The 23,806-nt window shown below is 69.0% G+C and carries 25 protein-coding genes; 14 read left to right on the top strand and 11 right to left on the bottom strand.

Going from position 1 to position 23,806, the window contains the following annotated elements; genetic code table 11:
- Window positions 1–117: 117 nt before the first annotated feature.
- Window positions 118–1,407: an adenylosuccinate synthase gene (locus AC5RVZ_RS31135; RefSeq protein WP_494069464.1), complete on the bottom strand. Its 1,290-nt coding sequence runs from the start codon at window positions 1,405–1,407 to the stop codon at window positions 118–120.
- Between the two features lie 508 nt (window positions 1,408–1,915).
- On the opposite strand from AC5RVZ_RS31135, the gene AC5RVZ_RS31130 reads away from it, so the two are divergent.
- Entirely contained in the window at window positions 1,916–2,779 is an 864-nt protein-coding gene (locus AC5RVZ_RS31130) for a DUF72 domain-containing protein (RefSeq protein ID WP_494069463.1), read from the top strand.
- An 89-nt stretch (window positions 2,780–2,868) separates the two neighbouring features.
- Window positions 2,869–3,447, top strand: coding sequence for a hypothetical protein (locus AC5RVZ_RS31125; RefSeq protein WP_494069462.1), 579 nt, complete (start codon window positions 2,869–2,871; stop codon window positions 3,445–3,447).
- Here AC5RVZ_RS31125 and AC5RVZ_RS31120 read toward each other — a convergent pair.
- Entirely contained in the window at window positions 3,417–4,037 is a 621-nt protein-coding gene (locus tag AC5RVZ_RS31120) for a thymidine kinase (RefSeq protein ID WP_494069461.1), read from the bottom strand. The genes AC5RVZ_RS31125 and AC5RVZ_RS31120 overlap by 31 nt on opposite strands.
- A 206-nt stretch (window positions 4,038–4,243) precedes the next feature.
- A complete protein-coding gene (locus AC5RVZ_RS31115; protein ID WP_494069460.1) occupies window positions 4,244–4,672 on the bottom strand; it encodes an SRPBCC family protein in 429 nt (142 codons plus the stop codon).
- 105 nt (window positions 4,673–4,777) lie between these two features.
- Here AC5RVZ_RS31115 and AC5RVZ_RS31110 point away from each other — a divergent pair, with 105 nt between their 5' ends.
- Window positions 4,778–5,071 carry an ArsR/SmtB family transcription factor gene (locus AC5RVZ_RS31110; protein WP_494069459.1) on the top strand — a complete coding sequence of 98 codons (294 nt, stop codon included), beginning with the start codon at window positions 4,778–4,780 and terminating at the stop codon, window positions 5,069–5,071.
- Window positions 5,068–5,460 carry a VOC family protein gene (locus AC5RVZ_RS31105; protein WP_494069458.1) on the top strand — a complete coding sequence of 131 codons (393 nt, stop codon included), beginning with the start codon at window positions 5,068–5,070 and terminating at the stop codon, window positions 5,458–5,460. Before AC5RVZ_RS31110 ends, AC5RVZ_RS31105 begins: the two co-directional genes overlap by 4 nt.
- 57 nt (window positions 5,461–5,517) lie before the next feature.
- Here AC5RVZ_RS31105 and AC5RVZ_RS31100 read toward each other — a convergent pair whose 3' ends face one another.
- The gene (locus AC5RVZ_RS31100) at window positions 5,518–6,303 is read right to left on the bottom strand and encodes a cyclodeaminase/cyclohydrolase family protein (RefSeq protein WP_494069457.1); all 786 of its coding nucleotides are present in this window, start codon (window positions 6,301–6,303) and stop codon (window positions 5,518–5,520) included.
- A 171-nt stretch (window positions 6,304–6,474) separates the two neighbouring features.
- Between AC5RVZ_RS31100 and AC5RVZ_RS31095 the strand changes: the two genes are divergently transcribed.
- On the top strand, window positions 6,475–6,996 hold the full coding sequence (locus AC5RVZ_RS31095) for an immunity protein CdiI family protein (RefSeq protein ID WP_494069456.1): 522 nt from the start codon (window positions 6,475–6,477) through the stop codon (window positions 6,994–6,996).
- A gap of 18 nt (window positions 6,997–7,014) precedes the next feature.
- Here the strand turns inward: AC5RVZ_RS31095 and AC5RVZ_RS31090 are convergent, their stop codons facing one another.
- Entirely contained in the window at window positions 7,015–7,437 is a 423-nt protein-coding gene (locus tag AC5RVZ_RS31090; RefSeq protein WP_494069455.1) for a DUF3151 domain-containing protein, read from the bottom strand.
- Window positions 7,438–8,460, bottom strand: a complete 1,023-nt coding sequence (gene fbaA, locus AC5RVZ_RS31085) for a class II fructose-bisphosphate aldolase (RefSeq protein ID WP_494069454.1) — start codon at window positions 8,458–8,460, stop codon at window positions 7,438–7,440.
- 222 nt (window positions 8,461–8,682) lie between these two features.
- Between fbaA and AC5RVZ_RS31080 the strand changes: the two genes are divergently transcribed.
- Window positions 8,683–9,765, top strand: coding sequence for an NUDIX domain-containing protein (locus AC5RVZ_RS31080; protein ID WP_494069453.1), 1,083 nt, complete (start codon window positions 8,683–8,685; stop codon window positions 9,763–9,765).
- A 354-nt stretch (window positions 9,766–10,119) separates the two neighbouring features.
- Here AC5RVZ_RS31080 and AC5RVZ_RS31075 read toward each other — a convergent pair whose 3' ends face one another.
- The gene (locus AC5RVZ_RS31075) at window positions 10,120–10,737 is read right to left on the bottom strand and encodes a TrmH family RNA methyltransferase (protein WP_494069507.1); all 618 of its coding nucleotides are present in this window, start codon (window positions 10,735–10,737) and stop codon (window positions 10,120–10,122) included.
- A gap of 366 nt (window positions 10,738–11,103) precedes the next feature.
- On the opposite strand from AC5RVZ_RS31075, the gene AC5RVZ_RS31070 reads away from it, so the two are divergent.
- Window positions 11,104–11,595 (top strand): YciE/YciF ferroxidase family protein, encoded by a 492-nt coding sequence (locus AC5RVZ_RS31070; RefSeq protein ID WP_494069452.1) that lies wholly within the window; start codon window positions 11,104–11,106, stop codon window positions 11,593–11,595.
- A gap of 173 nt (window positions 11,596–11,768) precedes the next feature.
- Here the strand turns inward: AC5RVZ_RS31070 and AC5RVZ_RS31065 are convergent, their stop codons facing one another.
- The 4 genes from AC5RVZ_RS31065 to AC5RVZ_RS31050 form a co-directional block, all read right to left on the bottom strand.
- On the bottom strand, window positions 11,769–12,782 hold the full coding sequence (locus AC5RVZ_RS31065; protein WP_494069451.1) for a thioesterase domain-containing protein: 1,014 nt from the start codon (window positions 12,780–12,782) through the stop codon (window positions 11,769–11,771).
- Window positions 12,783–12,805: 23 nt separating this feature from the next.
- On the bottom strand, window positions 12,806–13,384 hold the full coding sequence (gene pyrE, locus AC5RVZ_RS31060; RefSeq protein WP_494069450.1) for an orotate phosphoribosyltransferase: 579 nt from the start codon (window positions 13,382–13,384) through the stop codon (window positions 12,806–12,808).
- A gap of 137 nt (window positions 13,385–13,521) precedes the next feature.
- Complete coding sequence (locus AC5RVZ_RS31055; RefSeq protein WP_494069449.1) at window positions 13,522–13,944, bottom strand: hypothetical protein; 423 nt, start codon at window positions 13,942–13,944, stop codon at window positions 13,522–13,524.
- A 94-nt stretch (window positions 13,945–14,038) separates the two neighbouring features.
- Window positions 14,039–15,241, bottom strand: a complete 1,203-nt coding sequence (locus AC5RVZ_RS31050; protein ID WP_494069448.1) for an ROK family protein — start codon at window positions 15,239–15,241, stop codon at window positions 14,039–14,041.
- Between the two features lie 116 nt (window positions 15,242–15,357).
- On the opposite strand from AC5RVZ_RS31050, the gene AC5RVZ_RS31045 reads away from it, so the two are divergent.
- The 7 genes from AC5RVZ_RS31045 to AC5RVZ_RS31015 all read left to right on the top strand — a co-directional run bounded on the left by AC5RVZ_RS31045 (window position 15,358) and on the right by AC5RVZ_RS31015 (window position 23,767).
- Window positions 15,358–17,058 (top strand): sugar ABC transporter ATP-binding protein, encoded by a 1,701-nt coding sequence (locus tag AC5RVZ_RS31045; RefSeq protein WP_494069447.1) that lies wholly within the window; start codon window positions 15,358–15,360, stop codon window positions 17,056–17,058.
- On the top strand, window positions 17,055–18,104 hold the full coding sequence (locus AC5RVZ_RS31040) for an ABC transporter permease (protein WP_494069446.1): 1,050 nt from the start codon (window positions 17,055–17,057) through the stop codon (window positions 18,102–18,104). The genes AC5RVZ_RS31045 and AC5RVZ_RS31040 overlap by 4 nt, the downstream gene beginning before the upstream one ends.
- Window positions 18,101–19,207 carry an ABC transporter permease gene (locus AC5RVZ_RS31035; RefSeq protein WP_494069445.1) on the top strand — a complete coding sequence of 369 codons (1,107 nt, stop codon included), beginning with the start codon at window positions 18,101–18,103 and terminating at the stop codon, window positions 19,205–19,207. Before AC5RVZ_RS31040 ends, AC5RVZ_RS31035 begins: the two co-directional genes overlap by 4 nt.
- A 1-nt stretch (window position 19,208) precedes the next feature.
- On the top strand, window positions 19,209–20,444 hold the full coding sequence (locus tag AC5RVZ_RS31030; protein ID WP_494069444.1) for a substrate-binding domain-containing protein: 1,236 nt from the start codon (window positions 19,209–19,211) through the stop codon (window positions 20,442–20,444).
- Between the two features lie 206 nt (window positions 20,445–20,650).
- A complete protein-coding gene (locus AC5RVZ_RS31025) occupies window positions 20,651–21,499 on the top strand; it encodes a sugar phosphate isomerase/epimerase family protein (RefSeq protein ID WP_494069443.1) in 849 nt (282 codons plus the stop codon).
- Between the two features lie 89 nt (window positions 21,500–21,588).
- The gene (locus AC5RVZ_RS31020; protein ID WP_494069442.1) at window positions 21,589–22,782 is read left to right on the top strand and encodes a Gfo/Idh/MocA family protein; all 1,194 of its coding nucleotides are present in this window, start codon (window positions 21,589–21,591) and stop codon (window positions 22,780–22,782) included.
- Entirely contained in the window at window positions 22,772–23,767 is a 996-nt protein-coding gene (locus tag AC5RVZ_RS31015; protein WP_494069441.1) for a sugar phosphate isomerase/epimerase family protein, read from the top strand. The genes AC5RVZ_RS31020 and AC5RVZ_RS31015 overlap by 11 nt, the downstream gene beginning before the upstream one ends.
- Window positions 23,768–23,806 lie beyond the last annotated feature (39 nt).

Below are 23,806 nucleotides of genomic sequence, written 5' to 3'. Positions count from 1 at the left end.
AGGGGCTGTGAAGGCTGGGATGCGACGGGGCGCGGACATCACTGCCCGCGCCCCGCGCTCGTCATCCAGCGGGGACGGCCCGACGCCGAACCGGACGCACCGCCGTCGTTGGTCCTGCTATTCGTTGATCAGGTCCCGCACCACGATGGTCTGGTCGCGGTCGGGGCCAACGCCGATGGCGGAAAACCGGGTGCCGGAGAGTTTTTCGAGCGCCAGCACGTAGTTGCGGGCGTTCTCGGGCAGGTCTTCCAGGGTCCTGGCGCCGGTGATGTCCTCGGTCCAGCCCTCGAAGTACTCGAAGATCGGCTTGGCGTGGTGGAACTCAGTCTGGGTCATCGGCATTTCGTCGTGCCGGATGCCGTCCACGTCGTAGGCGACGCAGACCGGGATCTGTTCGATGCCGGTGAGGACGTCCAGCTTGGTCACGAAGTAGTCCGTGAAGCCGTTGACGCGGGCGGCGTGGCGGGCCAGCACGGCGTCGTACCAGCCGCAGCGCCGCGGCCGGCCGGTGTTCACGCCGAACTCCCCGCCCTTCTTCTGCAGGTACTCGCCCATGTCGTCGAACAGCTCGGTGGGGAACGGCCCGGCGCCCACGCGGGTGGTGTACGCCTTGATGATGCCCACGACGCGGTTGATCCGGGTGGGGCCGATGCCCGAGCCCACGGACGCGCCGCCGGCGGTCGGGTTGGAGGAGGTCACGAACGGGTAGGTGCCGTGGTCCACGTCCAGGAACGTTGCCTGGCCGCCCTCCATCAGCACGACCTTGCCCTCGTCCAGCGCCTTATTCAGCACGTAGGTGGAGTCGATGACCATCGGGCGCAGCCGCTCGGCGAAGGAGAGGAAGTACTCCACGACCTCCTCGACGTGCACGTCCCGGCGGTTGTACACCTTGACGAGCAGTTCGTTCTTCTGCCGCAGCGAGCCTTCGACCTTCTGCCGCAGGATCGATTCGTCGAACACGTCCTGCACGCGGATGCCCAGCCGGGCCACCTTGTCCATGTAGGCGGGGCCGATGCCGCGGCCGGTGGTGCCGATCGCGCGCTTGCCCAGGAAGCGTTCGGTCACCTTGTCCATGGTCTGGTGGAACGGGGCCACCAGGTGGGCGTTGGCGGAGACGCGCAGCCGCGAGGTGTCCGCGCCGCGGGCCTCGAGCCCGTCGATCTCCTCGAAGAGGGCCTCAAGGTTGACCACGCAGCCGTTGCCGATGATCGGAGTGGCGTTGGGGGACAGGATGCCGGCCGGCAACAGCTTCAGCTCGTACTTCTCCCCGCCGACGACGACGGTGTGCCCGGCGTTGTTGCCGCCGTTCGGCTTAACCACGTAATCCACGCGGCCGCCGAGCAGGTCGGTAGCCTTGCCTTTTCCTTCGTCGCCCCACTGGGCTCCGACGATCACAATTGCTGGCATGGGATCCTCCCCCATTCGATGCGGCGGAAGCCCCGGACAGACTGCACATCAAGGAGCCGCTGCCGCGCATGAGAACGCCCCTCACTCCGGATGGAGTATTTGGGGCTCTTACCCGCCAAGTTTAGCGGATGGGCCTCAATCGACCGGAATCCGCGCGGCCGGATTCGGTTTCGGGGCCGAAACCGGTGCGCGGTGGCGGGCCCGGCGGCTCCCGGGAGCGCAGACGTCGCTCGAGGGTCGCGACCGGGAGCGCGTCCGCAGCCCCTCCGGCTCCCGGTGAACAGACGTCGAACGACGTCGAGCTCGGCCGAAACCGGGACGCCGCGTCGAGTGGCGGGAAGTTGCAGCGAAACTGCCCGTAAACCTGCATCTTCTCGCCACTCGAAATAGCGAAGGCTCTCGTGCCCGGTTACGGCAGCGCTTCAACGGACACGCAACGCCCCACAGCACGACGGCGGAGGGCGGCTTGCTCTGGCCTGCACCGCCGGGGCCGGGTAGCCTGCGGGACATGGCCGCCTCTCACCCGATGGCACGGATCGGCATTTCCGGCTGGCGATACCCGCGCTGGCGCGGCACGTTTTACCCGAAGGGACTGCCCCAGCGCCGCGAGCTGGAGTATGCCTCCGGCCGCCTGAATTCAGTCGAAATCAATGGCACGTTCTATTCGCTGCAGCGCCCCTCCAGCTTCCGGCAGTGGCACGCCGAGACGCCTCCGGACTTCGTGTTCGCGGTCAAGGGCGGGCGGTACATCACCCACATGAAGGGCCTGAAGGACGTCCGGGACGCCTTGGCGAATTTCTACGCATCGGGAATCCTGGGCCTGGGCGAAAAGCTCGGACCGTTCCTGTGGCAGCTGCCCGAACGCGCCAACTACGACGCCGAGGTGATGGAGAAGTTCTTGGTCCAGCTGCCGCGCAGCACGCACGCGGCCGCCGCCTTGGCCGCCGGGCACACCGACCTGATGAAGGACAGGACCTGGATTCCCGACGACGGCGCCGACCGGCCGCTGCGCCACGCCCTCGAGATCCGCAGCACCACGTTCATCAACGAGGAGTTCTACGACCAGCTGCGCCGGCATAACACTGCCCTGGTGCTGGCCGACAGCGCCGGAAAGTGGCCGATGTTGGACGAGATCACGGCCGACTTCGCCTACGTCCGGCTGCACGGAAAGGACGAACTCTACGTCAGCGGTTACCGGGACGAAGACCTGGACCGGCTGGCCTCGACGGTCGGCGGATGGCTGGACGGGTCGGGCTGCCCCGACGGCGCGGGCCGGGATGCCTACGTGTACTTCGACAACGACGTCAAGGTCCACGCACCGTTCAACGCGATCGGGCTGGCCGAACGGCTGGGCCTGCCCCGCGGCCCCTGACGCCGTGCCGTTCCCGCGCGGCATACTGGACACTGTTACGGGCAGCCCGGAGCCCCGTCAGCGCCTACCCACTACTGATCGAGGAAGCCTTGACAACGCCCCAGCTGACCAGCACAACAGCTATCCTGTCGCGGGCCGTCCGGGACCTCCAGGAGTTCGCGGAACATCCTGCCGATTATCTCGAAGACCTGTATGAGAATGCGGAGGCGGCAGCCCGAACCTGGCTGCGCGTGGGCGAAACCAATCGCTTCCAGTACAACGACGGCGTCGTCAGCTTGGCGTGGCAGGGCACACCGCTGCTCGGCGCACCCATCTGGGACGACGTCTGTGGGATCTGGCGGGGCCTGGTTGGGGTGGCTGCGGACTATTTGGCTACCGGGCGGGGCGAGACGCTGCTTCCAGACCAGCCCGTACCGGTAGTGCTGGAGCGAATCCGCGGCGGAGCGCTGCTCAGGATTGGAGACGCGGCCGTCCGCGTGGATCCGGCGGTCTTCAACCTAGAGCTCTTGGCCGAGGCTGAGCGCTTCTGGCAATGGACCGTGCTGCACGGCATCCCGGTGGAGGCGCCGGACGCCCTTCAGGAGATCGCCCGGGCAAGGACCGCACTGAGCCCTGAACGGTCAGGAGGCCCTCAGACCTACAGTTCGCCGCCGGAGGCCTCGAGGTAGCAGGTGCCGCAGAGCGATTCGTACCAGACGTCCTCGCCGTCGATGGCGACCTGCTCGCCGTCGAACACAATCTCCCCGCCCACGCGGCGCGTGTTGAAGACTGCCTTGCGGCCGCAGCGGCAGATGGTCTTCAGCTCCTCGAGGGAGTGCGAGATTTCCAGCAGCCGCCGGGCCCCCGGGAAGGCCTGGGTGCGGAAGTCGGTGCGGATGCCGTAGGCCAGCACCGGCACGTTGTCCATCACCGCGATGCGGAACAGGTCGTCGATCTGCTCCGGCTCCAAGAACTGTGCCTCGTCCACCAGCAGGCAGGCCACCGGCTGCACGTCCACATGTTCCAGGAGGGCTTCGGGGTCCTCGCCGGCGGCCACCCGGCCGAAGTGTTCGCGCACGGATTCGCCCGGGCGGATCAGAAAGTCCACGTCCCGGGCCATGCCCAGCCGGGAGACGATCTTGCTGTCCCCCTTGGTGTCCATCTGCGGCTTGGCCAGCAGCACGCGCTGCCCGCGCTCCTCATAGTTGAAGGCTACCTGGAGCAGTCCGGTGGATTTGCCGGAGTTCATCGCCCCGTAGCGGAAGTAGAGCTTGGCCAACGCAGTCCTTTCAAGCGGTCCCAGCAGTCGATTCTACTGAGCCGGAAGCCGGGTGGGCGGCAGGAAGGTCGGCGCGCGGCTCCCGCGCAGCGCTTCGGCGGGGATCGCGGTGCAGGCTCCCATCGCAGCGCACGACCGGGATCGCGCGGCTCCCGCGCAGCGCACGACCGGACTCAACGCGGCTCCCGTGAAGGACACCACCGGGATCACGGTGCAGCTTCCGCGAATTGCTTGAAGCTGGCCAGCTGGCCGGAGTCGGCCTCCGCGATGGCCCGCCGGATCTGTTCTGCCATGGCGGCCAACTCCTCGCTGACCACCACGTCGGCGGTCAGCGTCAGCCGGGTCGCCCCGGCCTCGCCGTCCAGTTCATAGCGGTAGTCGGCCCGCACGTCCCCCTGCGACGAGGTGATGGTGATGCTGCGGCCGACGTCGAGCTCGGTCACCGTGCTGCTGCGGTCATGGCCCTGGGAGCGGAAGCTGATGGTTTGGCCGACCGCCAGCGGCCCATCGGCGTGCATCTCGTTCACGCCGGGCATCCATGCGGGCGCGGCAGCCCAATCCGTCAACAGCGCCCAGACTCGCGCCGGCGGCACAAAGACCTGCTCGGAGGCCGTGAATGCCGTGGTCGCACCCATACCTGCATCATGCCTGCCCGGCTGCCGCGGCGAAAGACCACTCGGCTGAGCGCCAAGAAAACCCGCCCCTTGATTGGCAACCTAAGGGTTGCCTATTATGGGCGGGTGGACACGGTCTTCCAAGCCTTAAGTCATCCGACTCGGCGGATTTTGCTGGACGAACTGGCCGCGCACAACGACCAGACGCTGTTCGAGCTGACCGTGCGCCTGATCAACAACCACCATCTCGCGATCACCCGTCAGGCTGTCACCAAGCATCTCGCGATCCTGCGCGAGGCCGGCCTGGTGACCGCCAGCAATCGTGGACGCACCACCATCCACCATCTGAACACCGCCCCGCTCACCCCCGCGAGGGAATGGCTAGCCAATCTCCCGCCGTCTTCGAAGGAATCATCATGATCATCACGACAACCAGCGTTTTTGTTGACGACCAGCAGAAAGCCCTGGAGTTTTACACCGAGAAGCTGGGGTTCCAGCTCAAGAACGATGTGCCAGTAGGCGACGACCGGTGGCTGACCGTTGTCTCACCCTCGGCCCCGGACGGCGTGGAACTGCTCCTGGAACCCTCCGGCCATCCGGCGGTCAAGCCGTTCAAGGAAGCCCTGGTCGCCGACGGCATCCCCTTCAACAGCTTCGGGGTCGACGACGTGCACGCTGAGTACGAGCGCCTGACAGCGCTGGGAGTGCAGTTCGTTCAGGATCCGGCCGACATGGGACCGGTTGTCACGGCCGTGTTGGACGACACCTGCGGCAACCTCATTCAAATCGCCAGCATGAAGGAGGCGTAGCCGGGGCCTCGCTCCGTCAAGCCCGCGGCGGAGTCGTGCCCTGTCGATGGCGCTCGTTTAGTCCAGGACGCGGCGCCGGACCGACGCTGACAACTCCTCGGCGCGGCGCACTACGTCGTCCGCCTTCTGCGTGTGGTCTTGCAGCGACTCCTGGATGGAGTCCTCCCGGATGGACGTCAGATTGGCCTCGACCGTGATCCGCGCCGTCGCCGCGGCGGCCCGCGCCGCTTCGGCGGCCACGGCAATGTCGCTCAGCACGTTTGGATTGCACACGCCCACCAGCTCTGTGCCCAGGCGCACGACGGCGGAGGCCAGGTCCAGTTGGGCCCTCGCCGGGAGCGTCGCCTCCACGAGCGCTTCCCGGATGGCCGCGCTGCGCCGGCTGCGTTCGTCATCCGTTGCGGTCGGGAGCTTGTAGCAGTCGACGACCCTGCGGAACTTCTCCTCGTCGGACACCGCCGCGTGTACCGCCGCCCGGGTCAGTTCGCCGGCCTCGGCCAGTATGGCCTCCAGGTCCGGATCCGGGCTGGAGCCGGCGGAGGCACCGCCGTCGTTGCGGGCTGAGCCTGTGGAGGCACCGTTGCGGTCCGTGCCTGAGGAGGCATCGCCGTCGTTGCGCGCCGGGCCCGCGGAGGCATCGCCGCCGTCGTCGTTGTGCGCCGAACCCGCGGAGCCACCGCCGTCGTTGTCCTTCGCCGCGCTCCGCTCGGTAAACCGCGTCACCATGCCGATCAGCGCCGCTGCCTGCGCCGCGTGGATCGCTCCGACCGCTCCGGCGCCGGGCGTCGGCTGGTTGGAACCGAGCCGGCCCAGGTACTCGTCGATGGTCTCCGATCCCGTCATATGCCTGGCCCCGCTGTTGCTGCTACAGCTGTCTCGAAAGCTTTCATTCCCATTCACGCATCATGTCGAAGGTTCGTCCGCCTGGGAAGGGGCAGGCGCTGGAGCGTGAAGCGCCGGCGCCCCGAGCCCGGTCATGGCAGGCCCGTTGGCACGGGGCGATAGAGTCAGCGCATGAACCCGGATGAGGCCATAAGTGTTCCGGTAGTGCGTCTGTTCCCGGACTACGCGGATACCGTTCTCTGGCTCGGCGGTCCCGTGGACTACGCGGCCTCCGGCCTGACTCCTCGCCTGATCCAGGACCTTCGGCGTTGGGAGCAGGGCTACTATGACGCCGTCGTCGACTTGGAGTGGAGAACGCCGGAACTGGCCGCGCAGTTCACCAGGGACGGAATCCGGTTGGCCCAGCGTGTGGCCGGGGAACTGGGCGAGGCCTTTGCGGTGGAGTTCCAGTCGTACGAGGAAGGTTCGAGGGCACGCCGGTTCCGGGGCAGCGGGCCCGGCTCTCCTGCCGCGGCCACGGCCTTCCGCCAGCGGGTCGTTGCCATGCGCGACGACCGGGAACGGCTGGCGCGCCTCAGGGCCAATGACGATGCAAGCCGCGGGGCGGGCGGCTGGTATGCCTACGGCCCGAAATCCGGAGCCGTTTTCCGCCCTGGCAGGGCTGGCGAAAACGACGGCCGCCCGGACGAGTAGTCCAAGCGGCCGTGCTGATCAGGCGCCTTCGATGGCCGCCCGGGCGGTCGGGTCCGAGTCGGCCAGGAACTTGCCGATCCGGTCCACTTCTTCCGCCTCGCCGATCGCGCCGGCGGCGCGGCCCAGCGCGTAGAGCGCGCGCAGGAAACCGCGGTTAGGTTCGTGCTCCCAGGGGATGGGGCCGGCTCCGCGCCAGCCCGCCCGGCGCAGGGCGTCCAGGCCGCGGTGGTAGCCCACGCGGGCGTAGGCGTACGACTCGATGGTCCGGCCCTCGGAGTAGGCCTCGTCGGCAAGGATCGCCCAGACCAGCGAGGAGGTGGGGAACTTCGCGGCCAGGTCCAAAGCCTCGTCGCCGGCCTCCAGCCGGGCCAGGACGTCGGTCTCCTCCGGCAGGTAGGTCGGCTCCGGGCCCAGCAAGTTAGTGCGGAACGATTCGGTCATTTACTTCACCGACTTTCCGGCCGAGCCCAGCCGTTCGGCTGCTTCGACAACCCGGGCGGCCATCGACTTCTCGGCGGCGGCACCCCAGACACGCGGGTCGTAGGCCTTCTTGTTGCCGACCTCGCCGTCCACCTTCAGCACGCCGTCGTAATTGCTGAACATGTGACCGGCGACCGGGCGGGTGAAGGCGTACTGGGTATCCGTGTCCACGTTCATCTTGATGACGCCGTAGGCCACGGCGTCGGCGATCTCCTGCTCGGAGGAGCCGGAGCCGCCGTGGAAGACCAGGTCGAACGGATTGGTCTTGCCGATCTTGGCACCGACCTCGGCCTGGATCTGCTTGAGCAGCTCGGGGCGCAGCTTCACTCCGCCCGGCTTGTACACGCCGTGCACGTTGCCGAAGGTCAGCGCGGTGATGTAGCGGCCCTTCTCCCCCGCGCCAAGCGCCTCGATGGTCTTCAGGCCGTCGTCGACCGTGGTGTACAGCTTTTCGTTGATCTCGTTTTCGACGCCGTCTTCCTCGCCGCCGACGGTGCCGATTTCCACTTCCAGGATGATCTTGGCCGCGGCGGTGCGGGCCAGCAGGTCCTCGGCGATGCGCAGGTTCTCCTCCAGCGTCTCGGCCGACCCGTCCCACATGTGCGACTGGAAGATCGGGTCCTCGCCGCGCTTCACGGCAGCCTCGGACTCGGCCAGCAGCGGCAGCACGAAGTCGTCCAGCTTGTCCTTCGGGCAGTGGTCGGTGTGCAGCGCCACGTTGACCGGGTACTTCTTGGCGACTTCGCGGGCGAAGGCGGCGAAGCCCAGGGAGCCGGCGACCATGTCCTTGACCCCGGCGCCGGACCAGTAGGCGGCGCCGCCGGTGGACACCTGGATGATGCCGTCGGAACCGGCGTCGGCAAAGCCCTGCAGGGCAGCGTTGAGGGTCTGCGAGGAGGTCACGTTGATCGCAGGGTAGGCGAAGCCGCCCGCCTTGGCGCGGTCGATCATGTCGGCGTAGATCTCAGGGGTTGCAACGGGCATGCTGACTCCTTGGCTAGCGATACGGATTCGAAGGCGTTGCCTCTGAGCCCATCCTATCGACTCGTGTCGGGGCAGCAGCCGCCGCGACGACTGTGAAGCCGGGTTACCCCCGTCGGCCGGCGGGCCGACGGCCCCGTTGCTCGCTTGCGACCTCGGCCGGGCCGCGCCACGGGCCGCTCCTCGCCCTCCACCTGGCCCCGCCGACCGTGGCAAGCTGGAATCATGACTGAAACTCCGCCGCCATTCCACGGTCCGCGCGATCCCGGCGACGCCTGGGTGGAGGGGCCGGACGGCACCCGGATGTGGGGCCGGTTCGGCTCGGCCGGGCTGCTGGCGGTGGACCGCGAGCGCGGCATCCTGCTCCAGCACCGCGCAAAGTGGAGCCATTTCGGCGGCACCTGGGGAATCCCCGGCGGGGCGAGGCATCAGGACGAACCGGCCGTCGATGCAGCCCTCCGCGAGGCCACCGAGGAAGCCGACGTCCCGCTCGACGCGCTGGCCCCGCTGTTCACTACCGTCCTGGACCTGGGCTTCTGGTCCTACACAACCGCCGCCGCCAGGACCGTCCGCCCGTTCGAACCGGAAATCACCGACGCCGAGAGCCTGGCCCTGGCCTGGGTCCCGCTGGATGAGGTGGACCAGTTGCCGCTGCATCCGCACTTCGGCGAGGCATGGCCGCGGCTCCGCACGCTGTTGGAGCACCCGCCGGTGCTTGTGGTCGACGCGGCGAACGTGGTTGGCTCCCGGCCGGACGGCTGGTGGAAGGACCGCCCCGGCGCCGCCCGCCGGCTGCTCGCATCGCTCCACGCCAGCCTGGCGGCGGGGCTTCCCGCGGGCCTGCTGGAAGTGCCCGCCGGCACGGTGTGGCCGCGCACCGTCGTAGTACTGGAAGGCGCCGCGAAGGAGGCCGCCCCCGCTGGGCTGGCGGGCCCGGCAGTCGCGGGGAGCCCGGACGGGCAGGCACGCCCGGTGGATCTGGCAAGCCCGGATGGGCACGACGGCGGGGCGAACCGGGCGCGGGCCGGCGTCGCCGCGGACTCTCCGGCAACTTCCCCGACGACGGCGCAGGATGGCGAAACAGCAGGGCAGGCCTCGGCAGCGCGCCGCCGAGGTGTGGAGTTGGAAGTGGTGCATGCTGCCGGGTCGGGCGACGACGAGATGGTGGCCCAGGTGGAGAAGGCCTTCGGCACAGATCCGGAGGCGCCGGTGACCGTGGTCAGCTCGGACCGCGGTCTGCGCGAGCGGGTTGGAGCCCTCGGGGCCCGCACCGTCGGCGCCGGAGCATTACTGGAGCTGCTCGGCTGACTGCTGGCTCCCGCGTCACTTCTGAAATCGCCGACGACGCCTGGCTCCCGCGCCTGCAACCGCCGACGACGACGACGACCGGCCCACCCCTGAAACCGCCGGTGGACGCTGACCGACCGCCCCGTCACAGGGCCCGGCACGCCCCTCCACCCGCTCTTTCGCTCCCACGTTTCGGACGGCCCCCAGAACGTTTCCGCACGTCAGGGGCAGATGGCCAGCCCGACACATGGGGAGATACGGCTATACGTGGGAAGTTAGCTACGGGACCGACCGCGTGCCGGCTACCCGACGCCGGACACAGGCCGGGCGCGTGTCGGACGCAGCCGGACCCAGGTCGGACGCGTGGCCTTAACGCTAAGGGGCAGTCGGAACCGGCGGCTGCGCGAAGACGTGGCGCCGGACCCACGCGTGCATCGCGATGGCCGCGGCGGCTGAGGCATTGATCGACCGGGTCGAGCCGAACTGCGCGATGGACAGCGTGGCATCGGCTGCGGCGTGGACCTCCGGCGTCAGCCCGGGCCCCTCCTGCCCGAACACCAGCACGGCGTTCTCCGGCAGGTCATAGGTCTCCAGCGGCACCGAGTCGGGGAAGTTGTCGATCCCGATGATCCGCAGCCCCTCGCCCTGCGCCCACGCCACGAAGTCCTCCACGGTGGGATGGTGCCGGACGTGCTGGTAGCGGTCGGTGACCATGGCCCCGCGCCGGTTCCACCGCCGTCGTCCGATGATGTGCACTTCCTTGGCCAAAAAGGCGTTGGCGCACCGCACCACCGAGCCGATGTTGAGGTCGTGCTGCCAGTTCTCGATGGCCACGTGGAAGTTGTGCCGGCGGGTGTCCAGGTCCGCGACGATCGCCTCGTGCTTCCAGTAACGGTACTGGTCAGTCACGTTGCGCCGGTCGCCGTCGGCCAGCAGCTGCGGGTCCCAATGGTCGCCGTCGGGCAACGGCCCGTCCCACGGACCGACGCCGATGGCCGGCTCCTGCCCGCCCGCCTCGGCGCCGTTCGGCGCAACAGCCGGCGGGCAGGTCTCGGAGTCACTCGTGGCTTCCCCCGTCCCCGCGGTTTCGGAGCCGTTCGGGGCATCCGTCGGGGTATCCGGCCGTTCGCCGACCCCATCGGTCAACCTCGGTCCGGCCCCGGTTTCACCTGCTTTTTCTTCCACCCCACAAGCCTAGGGGACAGATCGCAGCGTCAGGCACCGTGGCGGGGAAGGGTCGCCGCAGGGTGATGCGGAAGGACCGCGGCGGGAGCCGCCGACGGAGCTGCAGCGGGTTGTAAACGATCAACCAGGAATGATAAGCATGCTGAATAACGACCCATCGGAAAAGGAGTTTCAATGGCTGAATTGACCACCCCCGAGGAACTTTTCGCTTTCAAGCTGGGCGTCGCCCTGCGGTCGGAACATGACGTGCTCAAAATGCTCGAAGAGAACCAGAAGGTTGCACGGAGCCAAGAGCTGAAGGACATGCTCAGCCACCACCAGGACGAGACGCGTGAACAAATCACGTACATCGAAAAATGCTTCAAGGTCCTGGGCTTGGAGGCCAAGGAGCAGCGCTCCCCGGTGAGCAAGGGTTTGGCCGAGGAAGCGCAGGCCGCCTTGGACAAGGTGGACCCGAGCATGGTGGACATGGTCATCGTGGCCGGCGCGCTGGACACGGAACACCATGAGGTCGCCTGCTACACCACGCTGATCACCTCCGCCGAGGCCCAGGGCCAGACCGAAGTCGTGGAGCTGCTTCAGCAGATCCTGGGCCAGGAAGAAAGCACTCGGGACAAGCTGACCGAGTTCGGCCGGAAGCTCGCCCAGGAAGCCGCCGCCAAGTAGCGCGGCAGGCCGGCGCGATGGCCTGGCCGGCACACACGGGTACACAGCGAAAGGGAGCGGAGCTGCGTGGGAGGCCCCGCTCCCTTCCGCGTGCCTGCCGCTCCGATCCGCGCGACGGCCCGGCTCCGCTTCCCGTCGCGCGCAGCGGAAGTGACCTGCCGCCGGTCCGCTTACTAGTAGTAGGTCTTGCGCCCGCCGACCACCGGCAGCGGGAAGAATTCGTCCGCCACCTGCTGGACGATCGGCACGTAGATCGCTGAATTCCACTGCGGGCTGGCGTGGGCCGGCCGGGCGCCTTCGGTGACCAGGTTGTTGGTGAGAAAGTTGTCCTCATAGTTCACGAGCCAGCTGCGCCGGGCCGTTGAGTAGTTGACCGTCTGGTCTCCGGGGTTGCCCATCCAGGCGATGCGGGTGTCGCCGATGCTGTGGCGGAAGCGATACGCGTCAAAGTGGTAGATGTACGAGGACTGCGACTGGATCAGCGTGCTGGACACGGCCAGTGGCGACAGCTGCTCCATGGTCTGCTCTACGATCTGCCGCCAGGTGCGCTCGTCCTTGTGCACGATCCGCTCGCCCAGCTCGTATCCGCCGCGCAAGTAGCTGGGCACCCGATAGCCGGCCTCGTAGAGGAAGACCACGCCTTCGAACATGGTCTTGTCCAACACGTCGAAGCGGCTGTACGGGGACGAATCCATCAGGATCAGTTCCACCGGGAAGCCCTTGGCACGCAGCCGCGCGGTCATTTCCACGGCCACCATGCCGCCGAAGCTGTGCCCGTAGAAGTAGAGCCGCTGCAGGTCGTTGTCCTGGATGTGCTTCTGCAGCACCTCGGTCAGTTCGGCCAGGTCCAGGCCGCGGTTCGAATAACCGGCCACCGCCAGCCGGCCACGGTCCACGAGGCCGCCGCGCAACGAGTTCAAAATCCACAGCCCCTCTTCCCAGCTGGTCTTGTACCCAGGGAAGACCACCCAGCTGGTGCGGGGGAAGCGCCGGTCCGCGCGCTCGTCGTCCAGCGTGAGGATCTGCGCTTCGTTGCGCATCTCCTGAATGGCGCGGGTGGCCGCCAGGTCGGCGGCGGTGCCCAGCCCGAAGGCGGCGCCAATCAGGAACGAGCGGCGCGAAACCCGGTGCAGGTTGCTGGCCAGGCGCAGCTGGCGGAAGGCGTGGTTCCTGCGGAGATCCATCATTCGAGCTGGCCGGCCACCGGCGGCTAGTCCAGCTCCAGTTCGTCCTTGCCGAACGCGAAGAGATAGGGCACGCCGGCTTCGGCCTCGATGCGTTCCTTCGCTCCGGTGTCGCGGTCCACAATGACGGCCACGGCTTGGACCTGCCCGCCGGCCTGGCGCACGCCTTCGACCGCGGTCAGCGCGGATCCGCCGGTCGTGGAAGTATCCTCCAGCACGACGACGGGGCGATCCTTCACCTCCGGGCCCTCCACCTGGCGGCCCATTCCATAGGACTTCTGCGCCTTGCGCACCACGAAGGCGTCGACGGCCCGTCCGCCGTCCCCGGCCGCGTGCATCAGCGCCGTCCCCACCGGATCGGCCCCCATGGTCAGGCCGCCGGCGGCCTGGAATTCGATGCCGGCCTCGTCGAGCATGGCCAGCATGACCCTGCCGACCAGCCGGGACGCTTCATGGTGCAGGGTGACCCGCCGGAGGTCGATGTAGTAGTCGGCTTCGGCACCGCTGGAGAGGGTGACCCTGCCGCGCACCACGGCCAGTTCCTTAATCAGTTCGAGCAGGCGGGCGCGGTCGGCCGCTGGATCGGCCACGGGAGTCTGGGTCATGGCTCTTAGTCTATGGGGTTGCCGCCGCCGCACCGGGAATCCATGACAGGCCTTGCGGCCCCACCGGAGCCCCCATTCCGGGTGCGCCGACCCCAAACCGGAACGCCGCCGGACTCCGCCGGAGGCGCCGGAGCCCGTCAGAGTCCGCGGACCAGCAGGTTCGGGTGCAACTGCTCCCAGCCCTCGGCCAGATCCTTGGCGGCGTCGTAGTTGTCCTGGATCAGCTTGGCTACCACCCCGGCCGTGCCGAGTTCGACCGGCTCCGGCCCCGTACCCCCGCAGCCGCTCGCCGCCCCGGCAGCCTCCACCTCCACGATGATCACGCAGACGCCGTGGTCGGCCGGGTTGTCCGGGACGGCGGCATAGAAGGCGAAACCGCCCTTTTCGGCCAGCGACCGGACGCTGCCCGGCGCCACGCGCAGGACCTCAGCTCCGCCCGCCAGCTTGTCCTTCGGGCCGGCCGGGGCCTCCAGCGCCCCGATCCCGGACGTCGACCCGGCGCAACCGGCGAGCGCCAGCAGGACGGCGCCACCGGCAGCCAGCGTGGTCAATGTGCGCATGACGCCCTGCCCCCTCGAAAGATGTTTGTCCCACGCTAGCCGCGGAAAGACAAGGACGGGACGCCCGCTCCGTTACGAAGCGATAACTTCGCAGTCAGGCCGACGCGGCCGCTTCAATCGCTTCGGGCGAGAGCACGTGCCCGATGGCCAGCGCCGCCGCCCCCAGCACGCCGGCGCGCTGCCCGGCCACGGACGGGGCGATCCGCAGATGCTCGGTCGCCAGCGGCAGCGAGCGCCGGTAGACCACTTCGCGGATCCCGGCCAACAGGTGTTCGCCCGCCTGTGCCAGCCGCCCGCCGATCACGATGACCGACGGGTTGATCAGGTTCACGCAGGTGGCCAGCACGTCGCCGATGTCCCGTCCGGCCTGGCGCACCGCCTGGATCGCCTGCGGGTCGCCGGCGCGGACCAGTTCGATCACGTCCTGGCTGCTTTCGGCCTTCTTTCCACCGGCCGAAAGCACGGCCGCCAGGGCGGGCCCGCCGGCGAGCGCCTCCAGGCAGCCGGTGTTCCCGCACCGGCACACCACGTCGTCGCCCCGGGGCACCCGCACATGCCCCAAGTCCCCGGCGGTGCCCTGGGCGCCGCGTTGCAGCTGCCCCGAGGAAATGATGCCGGCCCCGATCCCCGTGGCCACCTTGATCAGCATCAGGTCGGCGGTGTCGGGCCAGGCCATGGCCTGCTCGCCCAGTGCCATGATGTTGACGTCGTTGTCCACCAGCACCGGCACGTCGAAATGCTGCTGCACCCGCGCCGGGACGTCCGCCCGGTCCCAGCCGGGCATGATCGGCGGATTGATCGGCCGCCCCGTGTCGTGTTCGACCGGTCCGGGCAGCCCGATGCCGAACGCGCCCAGGTCCGCCGCGCTCCGCCCCGCGTCCTTCAGCAGCCGCCCCACGGAGTCGGTCAGCCAGCCGAGCACGATGTCCGGGCCGCTGGCGATGCTCAGCTCGGCACGTTCCTCGGCCAGCACGTCGCCGGAGAGGTCCGCCACCACGACCCGCGCGTGCGTGGCGCCGAGGTCGGCGCCGATCACCAGCCGTGCGGCCGGGTTGAGCGCAAACAACGACGGCGGCCTTCCGCCGGTCGAGGTCGCTCCCCCAATGGGGGCAATCAGTCCCAGCCGCATCAGCGCATCCACGCGGGCGGTCACCGTGGACCGCGCCAAGCCGGTCAACTGCGCCAGTTCTGCCCGGGTGCGCGGCTGGCCGTCGCGCAGCAGTTGGAATACCTCGCTTGCTCCGGCGGCCGGCTGGGCGGCCAGGCGTTGCGGCGGGGCGACATCGGACTTCAACACGCTTTCAGTACAGCACGCAGCACTTCTGTTTGTCTCTAGCGAAACTAACAATTCATGGTCAAACAACTTTTGCCTCACTCTCGACAAAACTATGTGACGCGTGCCACAGTGAGTGGGTGGAGCAGACGAGCAACACCGTGGCCGACAGCGGCGCCGGACGGGGGGAACCCGTTCTCGAAGTCCGCGGGCTGACCAAGAGTTTCTTCGGCAATCCCGTCCTGCAGGACGCATCACTGACGCTGCACGCTGGAGAGGTCCACGGCGTCGTCGGGGAAAACGGCGCAGGAAAGTCGACGCTGATGAAGATCCTGGCCGGCGTGTACCAGCGCGACTCGGGAACTGTGCTGCTGGACGGCGAAAGCGTCCAGTTCAGCCACCCCACCCAGGCGCACGAAGCCGGCCTGTCCACCGTCTTCCAGGAATTCAACCTGCTGCCGGACCGCACGGTGGCGGAGAACATCTACCTGGGCCGCGAGCCCCGCAAGGGCCTGCTGGTCAACCGGGCCAAGATGAACGCCGCCACCGCGGAACTGCTGGAGTCGCTGGGCATCGGCTCCATCCGGCCCACGGCGCTGGTCCGGTCGCTGTCCGTGGCCGAGCAGCAGATCGTCGAGATCGCCAAGGCCGTCAGCTACGAAGCCCGGATCATTTCGATGGACGAGCCGACCGCCGCGTTGTCCGGCCCGGAGGTGTCCCTGTTGTACGGGATCGTGCGGAGACTGGCCGAACGCGGCACCGGCATCCTCTACGTCTCGCACCGGCTGCGCGAGGTCTTCGACCTCTGCCAGACCATCACCGTGCTCAAGGACGGGCGTGTCGTGGGTACCAAACCGGCCGCCGAACTCGATGATGCCTCGCTGGTCCGGATGATGGTCGGCCGCCCCATCTCCGCCTACTTTCCGGGCAAGCTCCCGGCCGCGCCCGCGGCACAGAGCACCGACCGCAATGCCCCGTTGCTCGAACTCGCCGACGCCGGCAACGACCAACTGGACGGCATCAGCCTGCGCCTCATGCCGGGCGAGATCGTCGGGGTCGCCGGCCTGCAGGGGTCCGGCCGCACCGAACTGCTGCAGGCGATCTTCGGCGCCGCGCCGTTCAACCGCGGCAGCATGCAGCTGGCCGGCCGTCCGGTCCGTCCGCATTCTCCGCGCCAGGCGGTGCGGCACGGCATCGCGCTGATCACCGAGGACCGCAAGGCGCAGGGCCTGAGCCTGAACCAATCCCTGCTGGACAACGCGCTGGGCGTGGTCCGCGCCGTGTTCCCCAAGCGAACCGCAACCGTGCGCCGCGCCGTCGCGGGGTCGTTCAGCGCGCTGGAAGTCGTCGCCCGGGACCTGGATCAGGAGGTTCAATACCTCTCCGGCGGCAACCAGCAAAAGATCGTGCTGGCCAAGTGGCTGGCGGTGTCCCCCGGCGTGGTGCTGCTGGACGAACCGACCCGGGGCATCGACGTCGGGGCCAAGGTGGCGGTGTACCGGCTGATGCGCCAGCTGGCGGCCGAGGGGAAGGGCGTCCTGATGGTTTCCAGCGAGCTGCCCGAGGTGATCGGGATGTCCGACCGGATCCTCGTGATGCGCGACGGGCAGATTGCCGGCGAGCTGCCGGCCGGCGCCACGGAGGAGGAAATCCTGCGGCTGGCCACCGGCGCGCGCGTACCGGGCGCGGCCTCGGACGGCCCCCCGCCGGCTTCGGACCACGACGGCGGTGCTCCTCTTCCAGCCGCAGGGCACGACGGCGGCGCCCGCCTTGGGGACGCAGGCCGCGGCGGCGGGTCACATCTGGCGGAGGACCGCGGCACCACGGGAGGGACACCATGACGACCACGCAAACCCCGGCCCGCACCCGGCGGGCCCGGGCCGGCGGCGGCTTCTTCGCGCGGCTGACCTCCACCCAGATCGTGTACCTGGTGGCCCTGCTGACCCTGATCGCCGGCAGCATCCTGGTGGCCACCGCCGGCCGGAACTTCTTCAGCCCGGGCAACATCTCCGCCATCCTGACCGGCACGAGCGTGCTGGGCTTCATCGCCATCGGCCAGACCCTGGTGATCCTGGTCGGCAGCCTGGACCTCTCGGTGCCCTACGTGACCAGCCTGGCCAGCCTGATAGCGGCCGGGGTGATGGCCAACCGGAGCGAAAACGTGCCGGCCGCCGTGCTGCTAGCACTGGGCGTCTCCGCCGTCATCGGCCTGGCCAACGGACTGATCGTTGCCGGCCTCAAGGTGCACGGGTTCATCGCCACGCTCGGGATGGGCCTGGTGATCAGCGGCTACCTGGGCACCAACTACAAGGGCAGTTTCGGCCAGACCCCGTTCTCCTTCCGGCTGATCGGTGCCACCGGGATAGGGCCGGTGCCGATCTCCACCCTCATCATGCTCGCCTGCGCCGCCCTGGTGCTGCTGATGCTGCACCGCACCCGCATGGGGCACCACATCTACGCCGTCGGCGGCGACAGCAACGTGGCCCGGATGTCCGGCATCCGCGTCCCGGGCGCGGTGATCACCGCCCACGTCATCTGCTCCACCCTCTCCGGCATGGCCGGACTGCTGCTGGCCAGCCGGCTGGGCGTCGGCAGCCCCACCGTGGGCTCGCAGGGCGGCTATGACCTGCTCTCGATCGCCGCCGTCGTCCTGGGCGGAACGCTGCTGGCCGGCGGCAAAGGCTCGGTTACCGGCACCCTGGGCGGCGTGCTGATCTTCGCGATGCTGGACAACATCATGTCCGTGCTCCAGATCAACCCGTTCCTGAAGGACGTGGTCCGCGGCGTGGTGATCGTGGTCGCCGTCGCCGTCTATGCCCGCCGCACCATCGTCGCCCGGCCGCCGCGCTACGGGCACGGCGGCCAACAGCAGGAGGTGCAGGCATGAGCACAGTTCTGGATTCGGAGGCCGGCGGCAGGGTCCTGCAGCAGAACCGGGCCGGCCTCGGCGAGCGTTTCCTGCGCAGCCTGCGGACTCCCGGCGGCGGCATCTTCGTGCTCCTGGCCGCGCTGCTGGTCGCCATCATCATCCTGAACCCGTCGTTCGGCGAGCCCGGGTCCTTCATCCGGTTCATCGGCCGGACCGCCCCGATCGCGATCGCCGCCATCGGGCAGTACTTCGTGATCGTTTCCGGCGAGTTCGACCTGTCCATGGGATCGGTAGTGACCATGCAGGTGATCGTGGCCGGCAACCTGATCGGCCAGGACGACGCCAAGGTCATCCCCGTGCTGGCGCTGATGTTCGTCCTCGGGGCGGTCATCGGGCTGATCAACGGCCTGGTCACCACCCTGCTCAAGGTCCCCAGCTTCATCGTCACCCTGGGCATGATGCTGGCGCTGCTGGGCCTGGTGCTCAACTGGACCGGCGGCGCCGCCCAGGGCAACCCGGCGGACAGCTTCCGGCAAATAGGCCGGGGCGGCATCGAAAACGTGCCGGTGCTGGAGGTCATCCCCTATCCGGTCATCATCCTGGCTGCCGTCGCCGTGCTCGCCGTCTGGATGATGCGCCGGCCCTACGGGCGCACGCTGGTCGCCGTCGGCGACAACGACGTTGCCGCGGCCCTGACCGGCGCCCGGGTCTGGTGGGTGCGCACGCGGGCCTTCATGCTCTCGTCGCTGGCCGCAACCGTCTCGGGGATCCTGCTGGTCGGGTATGCCGGGGTCCATCCGTCGGTGGGCCAGGGCTATGAGTTCACGGCGATCACCGCCGTCGTACTGGGTGGGGTGGTGCTGGGCGGCGGCCGCGGCTGGGTGCTCTCTGCCGCGGCGGGCGCGTTCGCCCTGGAGTTGCTGTTCACGCTGCTGAATTTCCTGGGCGTGGCATCCACCTGGCGGGACACCGTGCAGGGCGCCATCATCATCGTCGCTGTTGCTGCCGCCGCGCAGTCGTGGCAGCGCAAGCGGCGCGGGGGCTCTGCGGCCGCGCATTCCGAACAACACATCATCGCGGCACCAGAGCCCGCTGAGGGCACCGACAAGGGAGGGAACTGACATGACGGGAAAACGTCTAAGTACCGCGGTCGCGCTCACAGCGGCCGCGTCGTTAATGGCCATGACCGGCTGTACCACCGATCCGTCAATCACCGAGGAGACCGGCGGACCCGGCGGTGCGGCCAGCCCGTCACCGGCGGAAACCACGGAGGCCTCCACGGAATGGTTCGACCAGGCCGTCTACGACGAACAGTTCGAACAGCGGACCGCCGAATTCGAGGGCGACCCGGAGCAGCCGTGGCTTCAGTACATCGACGGCGAGATGACGGACACCGCGGACTTCGCCTCCGAGGGCGCCAAGAAGGTCTGCTTCGCCAACGCGTCGATCTCCAACCCGTGGCGGCAGACCGGCTGGATCACCATGAACCAGCAGCTGCAGGTGCTGCAGGACGAAGGCGTGATTTCCGAGATGGAAACCCGCGACGCGCAGGACGACTCGAACACCCAGATTGCCGACATCGATTACTTCATCAGTGAAGGCGATTGCGACGCGTTCATCATCTCGCCGAACGCCACCGCGGCGCTGACGCCGGCGGTGGAGCGCGCCTGCGAGACCGGCAAGCCGGTGGTCGTGTTCGACCGCGGCGTGGAAACCGACTGTGCCACCACGTTCATCCACCCGATCGGCGGGTTCGCCTGGGGCATCGACACCGCCAACTTCCTGACCGAACGGCTGCAGGAAGGCGACAAGGTGGTGGCGCTGCGCATCCTGCCCGGCGTGGACGTGCTGGAGCAGCGCTGGGCGGCGGCGGAGAAGATCTTCGAGGAGAACGGCATCGAAGCCACCGACTACTTCACCGGCGCCGACCCGACCGAGATCAAGAAGATCATCTCCGACGAGCTCGCCACCGGCGATGTCCAGGGTGTCTGGATGGATGCCGGCGACGGCGCGGTCGCTGCGATCGAGGCGTTCGAGGACGCGGGCAAGGACCTGCCGGTGATGACCGGCGAGGACGAGCTGAGCTTCCTGCGCAAGTGGAAGGACACCGGCATCGACGCGCTGGCTCCGGTCTACTCCAACTTCCAGTGGCGCACGCCGCTGCTGGCCGTGCAGAAGATCTTCGCCGGAGAGGAAGTTCCGACCGAGTGGGTGCTGCCGCAGGTTCCGATCCCCGCCGACGAGCTGGACGACTGGCTGCAACGCAACGACGGCATGCCGGACGGGCACTACGCGAAGTTCGGCGGCGAAGACCTGCCCGGCTACCCGGAGGTCTGGCAGGAACGCCAGATTCCGTAGAACGTGCGGGCCGGCCGGGCCCGGGGAGGGTGCCCGGCCGGCCCGCCAGTTCCCGTAAGGACACGTGACCGCCGGACCCGGCGCGGGCGCGGGCCGTTTGCGCCAGCATCCCCGCATGTTCCCGCGGGAACGTACCCGCGGCGCGGCAGCGTCCGGTTGCCGCCGGACGAGATGCACCAGCAGCGGCAGACAAAGGAGACGGATCAATGGACCGGCCGATCGGCGTCAACACCTGGGTGTGGCAGTCGCCGCTGCGCGACGCCGAGCTGCCCGGGCTGCTGGCGAAGATCGCCGGCATGGGCTTTGACGGCGTCGAACTGCCGCTGGAGAACGTCGGCGACTTCACCGCCGGCACCGCCCGGGACGCCCTCGCGGCCACGGGCCTGAAGCCCTACATCGTGGGCGCCATGGCACCCGGCCGCGAATTGGTCCTGGCCGACGCCGGGTCGGTGCAGGCAACCCAGGACTATCTGGCGGCCTGCATCGACCTGGCACACGACGTCGGCGCGCCGGCGGTGTCCGGCCCGTTCTACGCCAGCACGGGGCGGGTGTGGCGGATCGACGCCGAAGACCGAGCCACAGCGTACCGCCAGCTGCGGGAGAACCTGGCGCCGCTGGCCGCCCAAGCCGAGGCGGCCGGCGTCGTACTGGGAATTGAGCCACTCAACCGGTACGAGACCTCGCTGGTCAACACCGTGGAACAGGCGCTCGACGCGCTGGGACCGCTACTCGGCCGCGGGGTGGGGCTGGCGCTGGACAGCTATCACCTGAACATCGAGGAACGCTCCAGCGCCGCCGCCATCCGCGCGGCCGGCGCACACCTGGTCCACCTGCAGGTGTGCGGCAACGACCGCGGGGCGCCGGGCGGTGACCAGACCGACTGGCCGGCTCTGGTCAAGGCGCTGGACGACGTGGGCTACGCCGGCCCGCTGAACATCGAGAGTTTCACCGCGGACAACGCGGCCATCGCGACGGCCGCTTCGATCTGGCGGCCGCTGGCGCCGAGCCAGGATCAACTGGCCGAGGACGGGCTGGCATTCCTGCGCAGCCTCTAGCCATGTGTCCCGGCGTCGAGGTGCGGCCCGGACCCGGACGGCAGCCCATCCCGCCGCACCACCGACCGACGAGCACGAAGGAGAAGACGATGACCGCCAATCCCGACTCGCCGCCGCTGGGGGTGGCGGTGCTGGGACATGCCTTCATGGGCAAGGCCCACTCCAATGCCTGGCGCAACGTGTCCGCCTTCTATCCCGGCGGGCCCGCGGTGGCGCGGCGGGTGCTGGTCGGCCGGAACGCCGAGGGCGTGGCCGCGGACGCGGCCCGGTACGGCTGGGCGGAGGGCTCCACGGACTGGCGGGCCGTCCTCGAGCGCGACGACGTGCAGATCGTGGACATCTGCACCCCCGGCCACCTGCATGCCGACCTGGCCGTGGCCGCGCTGGAGGCGGGCAAGCACGTGATGGTGGAGAAGCCGCTGGCCAACTCGGTGGCCGAAGCCGAGCGCATGGCCGCCGCGGCCCGCGCCGCCGGAGCGGCCGGAGTCCAGTCGATGGTCGGCTTCAACTACCGGCGGGTGCCGGCGCTGGCGCTGGCGCGGCAAGTGATCGCCGAGGGCAGGATCGGCGCCGTGCGGCAGGTGCGGATCGCCTACCTGCAGGACTGGCTGGCCGATGACACCGCCCCGATGACCTGGCGGTTGCGCCGGGAGACCGCCGGCTCCGGCGCGCTCGGCGACCTGGCTTCGCACGCGGTGGACCAGATTCACTTCCTGCTCGGCGCGCGGGTCACGTCGGTCTCCGCCACGCTCAACACCTTCGTCGAAACCCGGCAGGGCCCGGACGGGCCCGAACCGGTGACGGTCGACGACGCCGCCTGGGCCACCCTGCGGCTCGATTCCGGCGCGGTGGCCAGCCTGGAGGTCAGCCGGATGGCCGCGGGCCGCAAGAACGCGCTGCGGATCGAGGTCTACGGATCCGCCGGGCACCTGGGCTTCGACCTGGAGCGGCTCAACGAGCTCTCCTATTACGACGCCGGGGCCCCGCCGGGGCTCGCGGGTGCGGCGAGGATCCTGGTCACCGAGGAGACTCACCCGTACCTGCGGGCCTGGTGGCCGCCCGGGCACGTGCTCGGCTGGGACCACACGTTCACCAGCCAGGCCGCCGATTTCCTGGCCGCGGTGGCATCCGGCCGGGCACCCAGCCCGAGCTTCGAGGACGGCCTGGCGGTGCAGAAGGTGCTGGACGCCATGGTGCGCAGCGCCGGGCAGGCGGGCACCGCCGTCGTCCTTGCCGAAACCGACACCCGCGCCGACTATGCAGGAGCAACCGATGGCCCGTAATTTCACGCTGTTCACCGGCCAGTGGGCGGACCTGCCCCTGGAGAAAGTGGCCGAACTGGCCGCGGGCTGGGGCTACGACGGCCTGGAGATCGCGGTGTCCGGCGACCACTTGGATGCGTGGCGCTGGGACGACGACGACTACATCGCCGACCGGCTCGGCATCCTGGAGCGCAACGGCCTGCGGGTGTGGGCGATCTCCAACCACCTGAAGGGCCAGGCGGTGTGCGACGACCCGATTGACTTCCGCCATCAGGCGATCGTCGGCGAGCGCGTGTGGGGCGACGGCGAGCCCGAGGGCGTGCGGGCGCGGGCGGCCGAGGAGATGAAGCACACCGCGCGGCTGGCGCAGCGGCTCGGGGTGAAGACCGTGGTGGGATTCACCGGGTCCTCGATCTGGCAGTACGTGGCGATGTTTCCGCCGGTGTCCGCCGACGTGATCGAGGCCGGCTACCGGGACTTCGCCGACCGGTGGAACCCGATCCTGGACGTGTTCGACGAGTGCGGGGTCCGGTTCGCGCACGAGATCCACCCCTCCGAGATCGCCTACGACTACTGGTCGACCGTGCGGGCGCTCGAGGCGCTGGGGCACCGCGAGGCGTTCGGCATCAACTGGGATCCCAGCCACATGATGTGGCAGGACATCGACCCGGTCTCGTTGATCTGGGACTTCAAGGACCGGATCTACCACGTGGACTGCAAGGACACGAAGCTGCGGATCACCGGGCGCAACACGCGGCTGGGATCGCACCTGCCGTGGGGCGACCCGCGGCGTGGCTGGGACTTCGTCTCCACCGGGCGCGGCGACGTGCCCTGGGAGGCCAGCTTCCGGGCGCTGGCGGCGATCGGCTACGACGGGCCGATCTCGGTTGAGTGGGAAGACGCCGGGATGGACCGGCTGCAGGGGGCGCCGGAAGCCCTGAGGTTCCTCAAGCGGTTCGACTTCGATCCGCCGCAGGCCTCCTTTGACGCCGCGTTCAAGCAGTAGGGCTGGGGCCGGAGGGAGGGGCAGCGGGCGGCAGTAGGG

Source organism: Arthrobacter sp. Cza30 (assembly GCF_059090765.1).
This window is presented reverse-complemented; position numbering and strand designations above follow the sequence as displayed.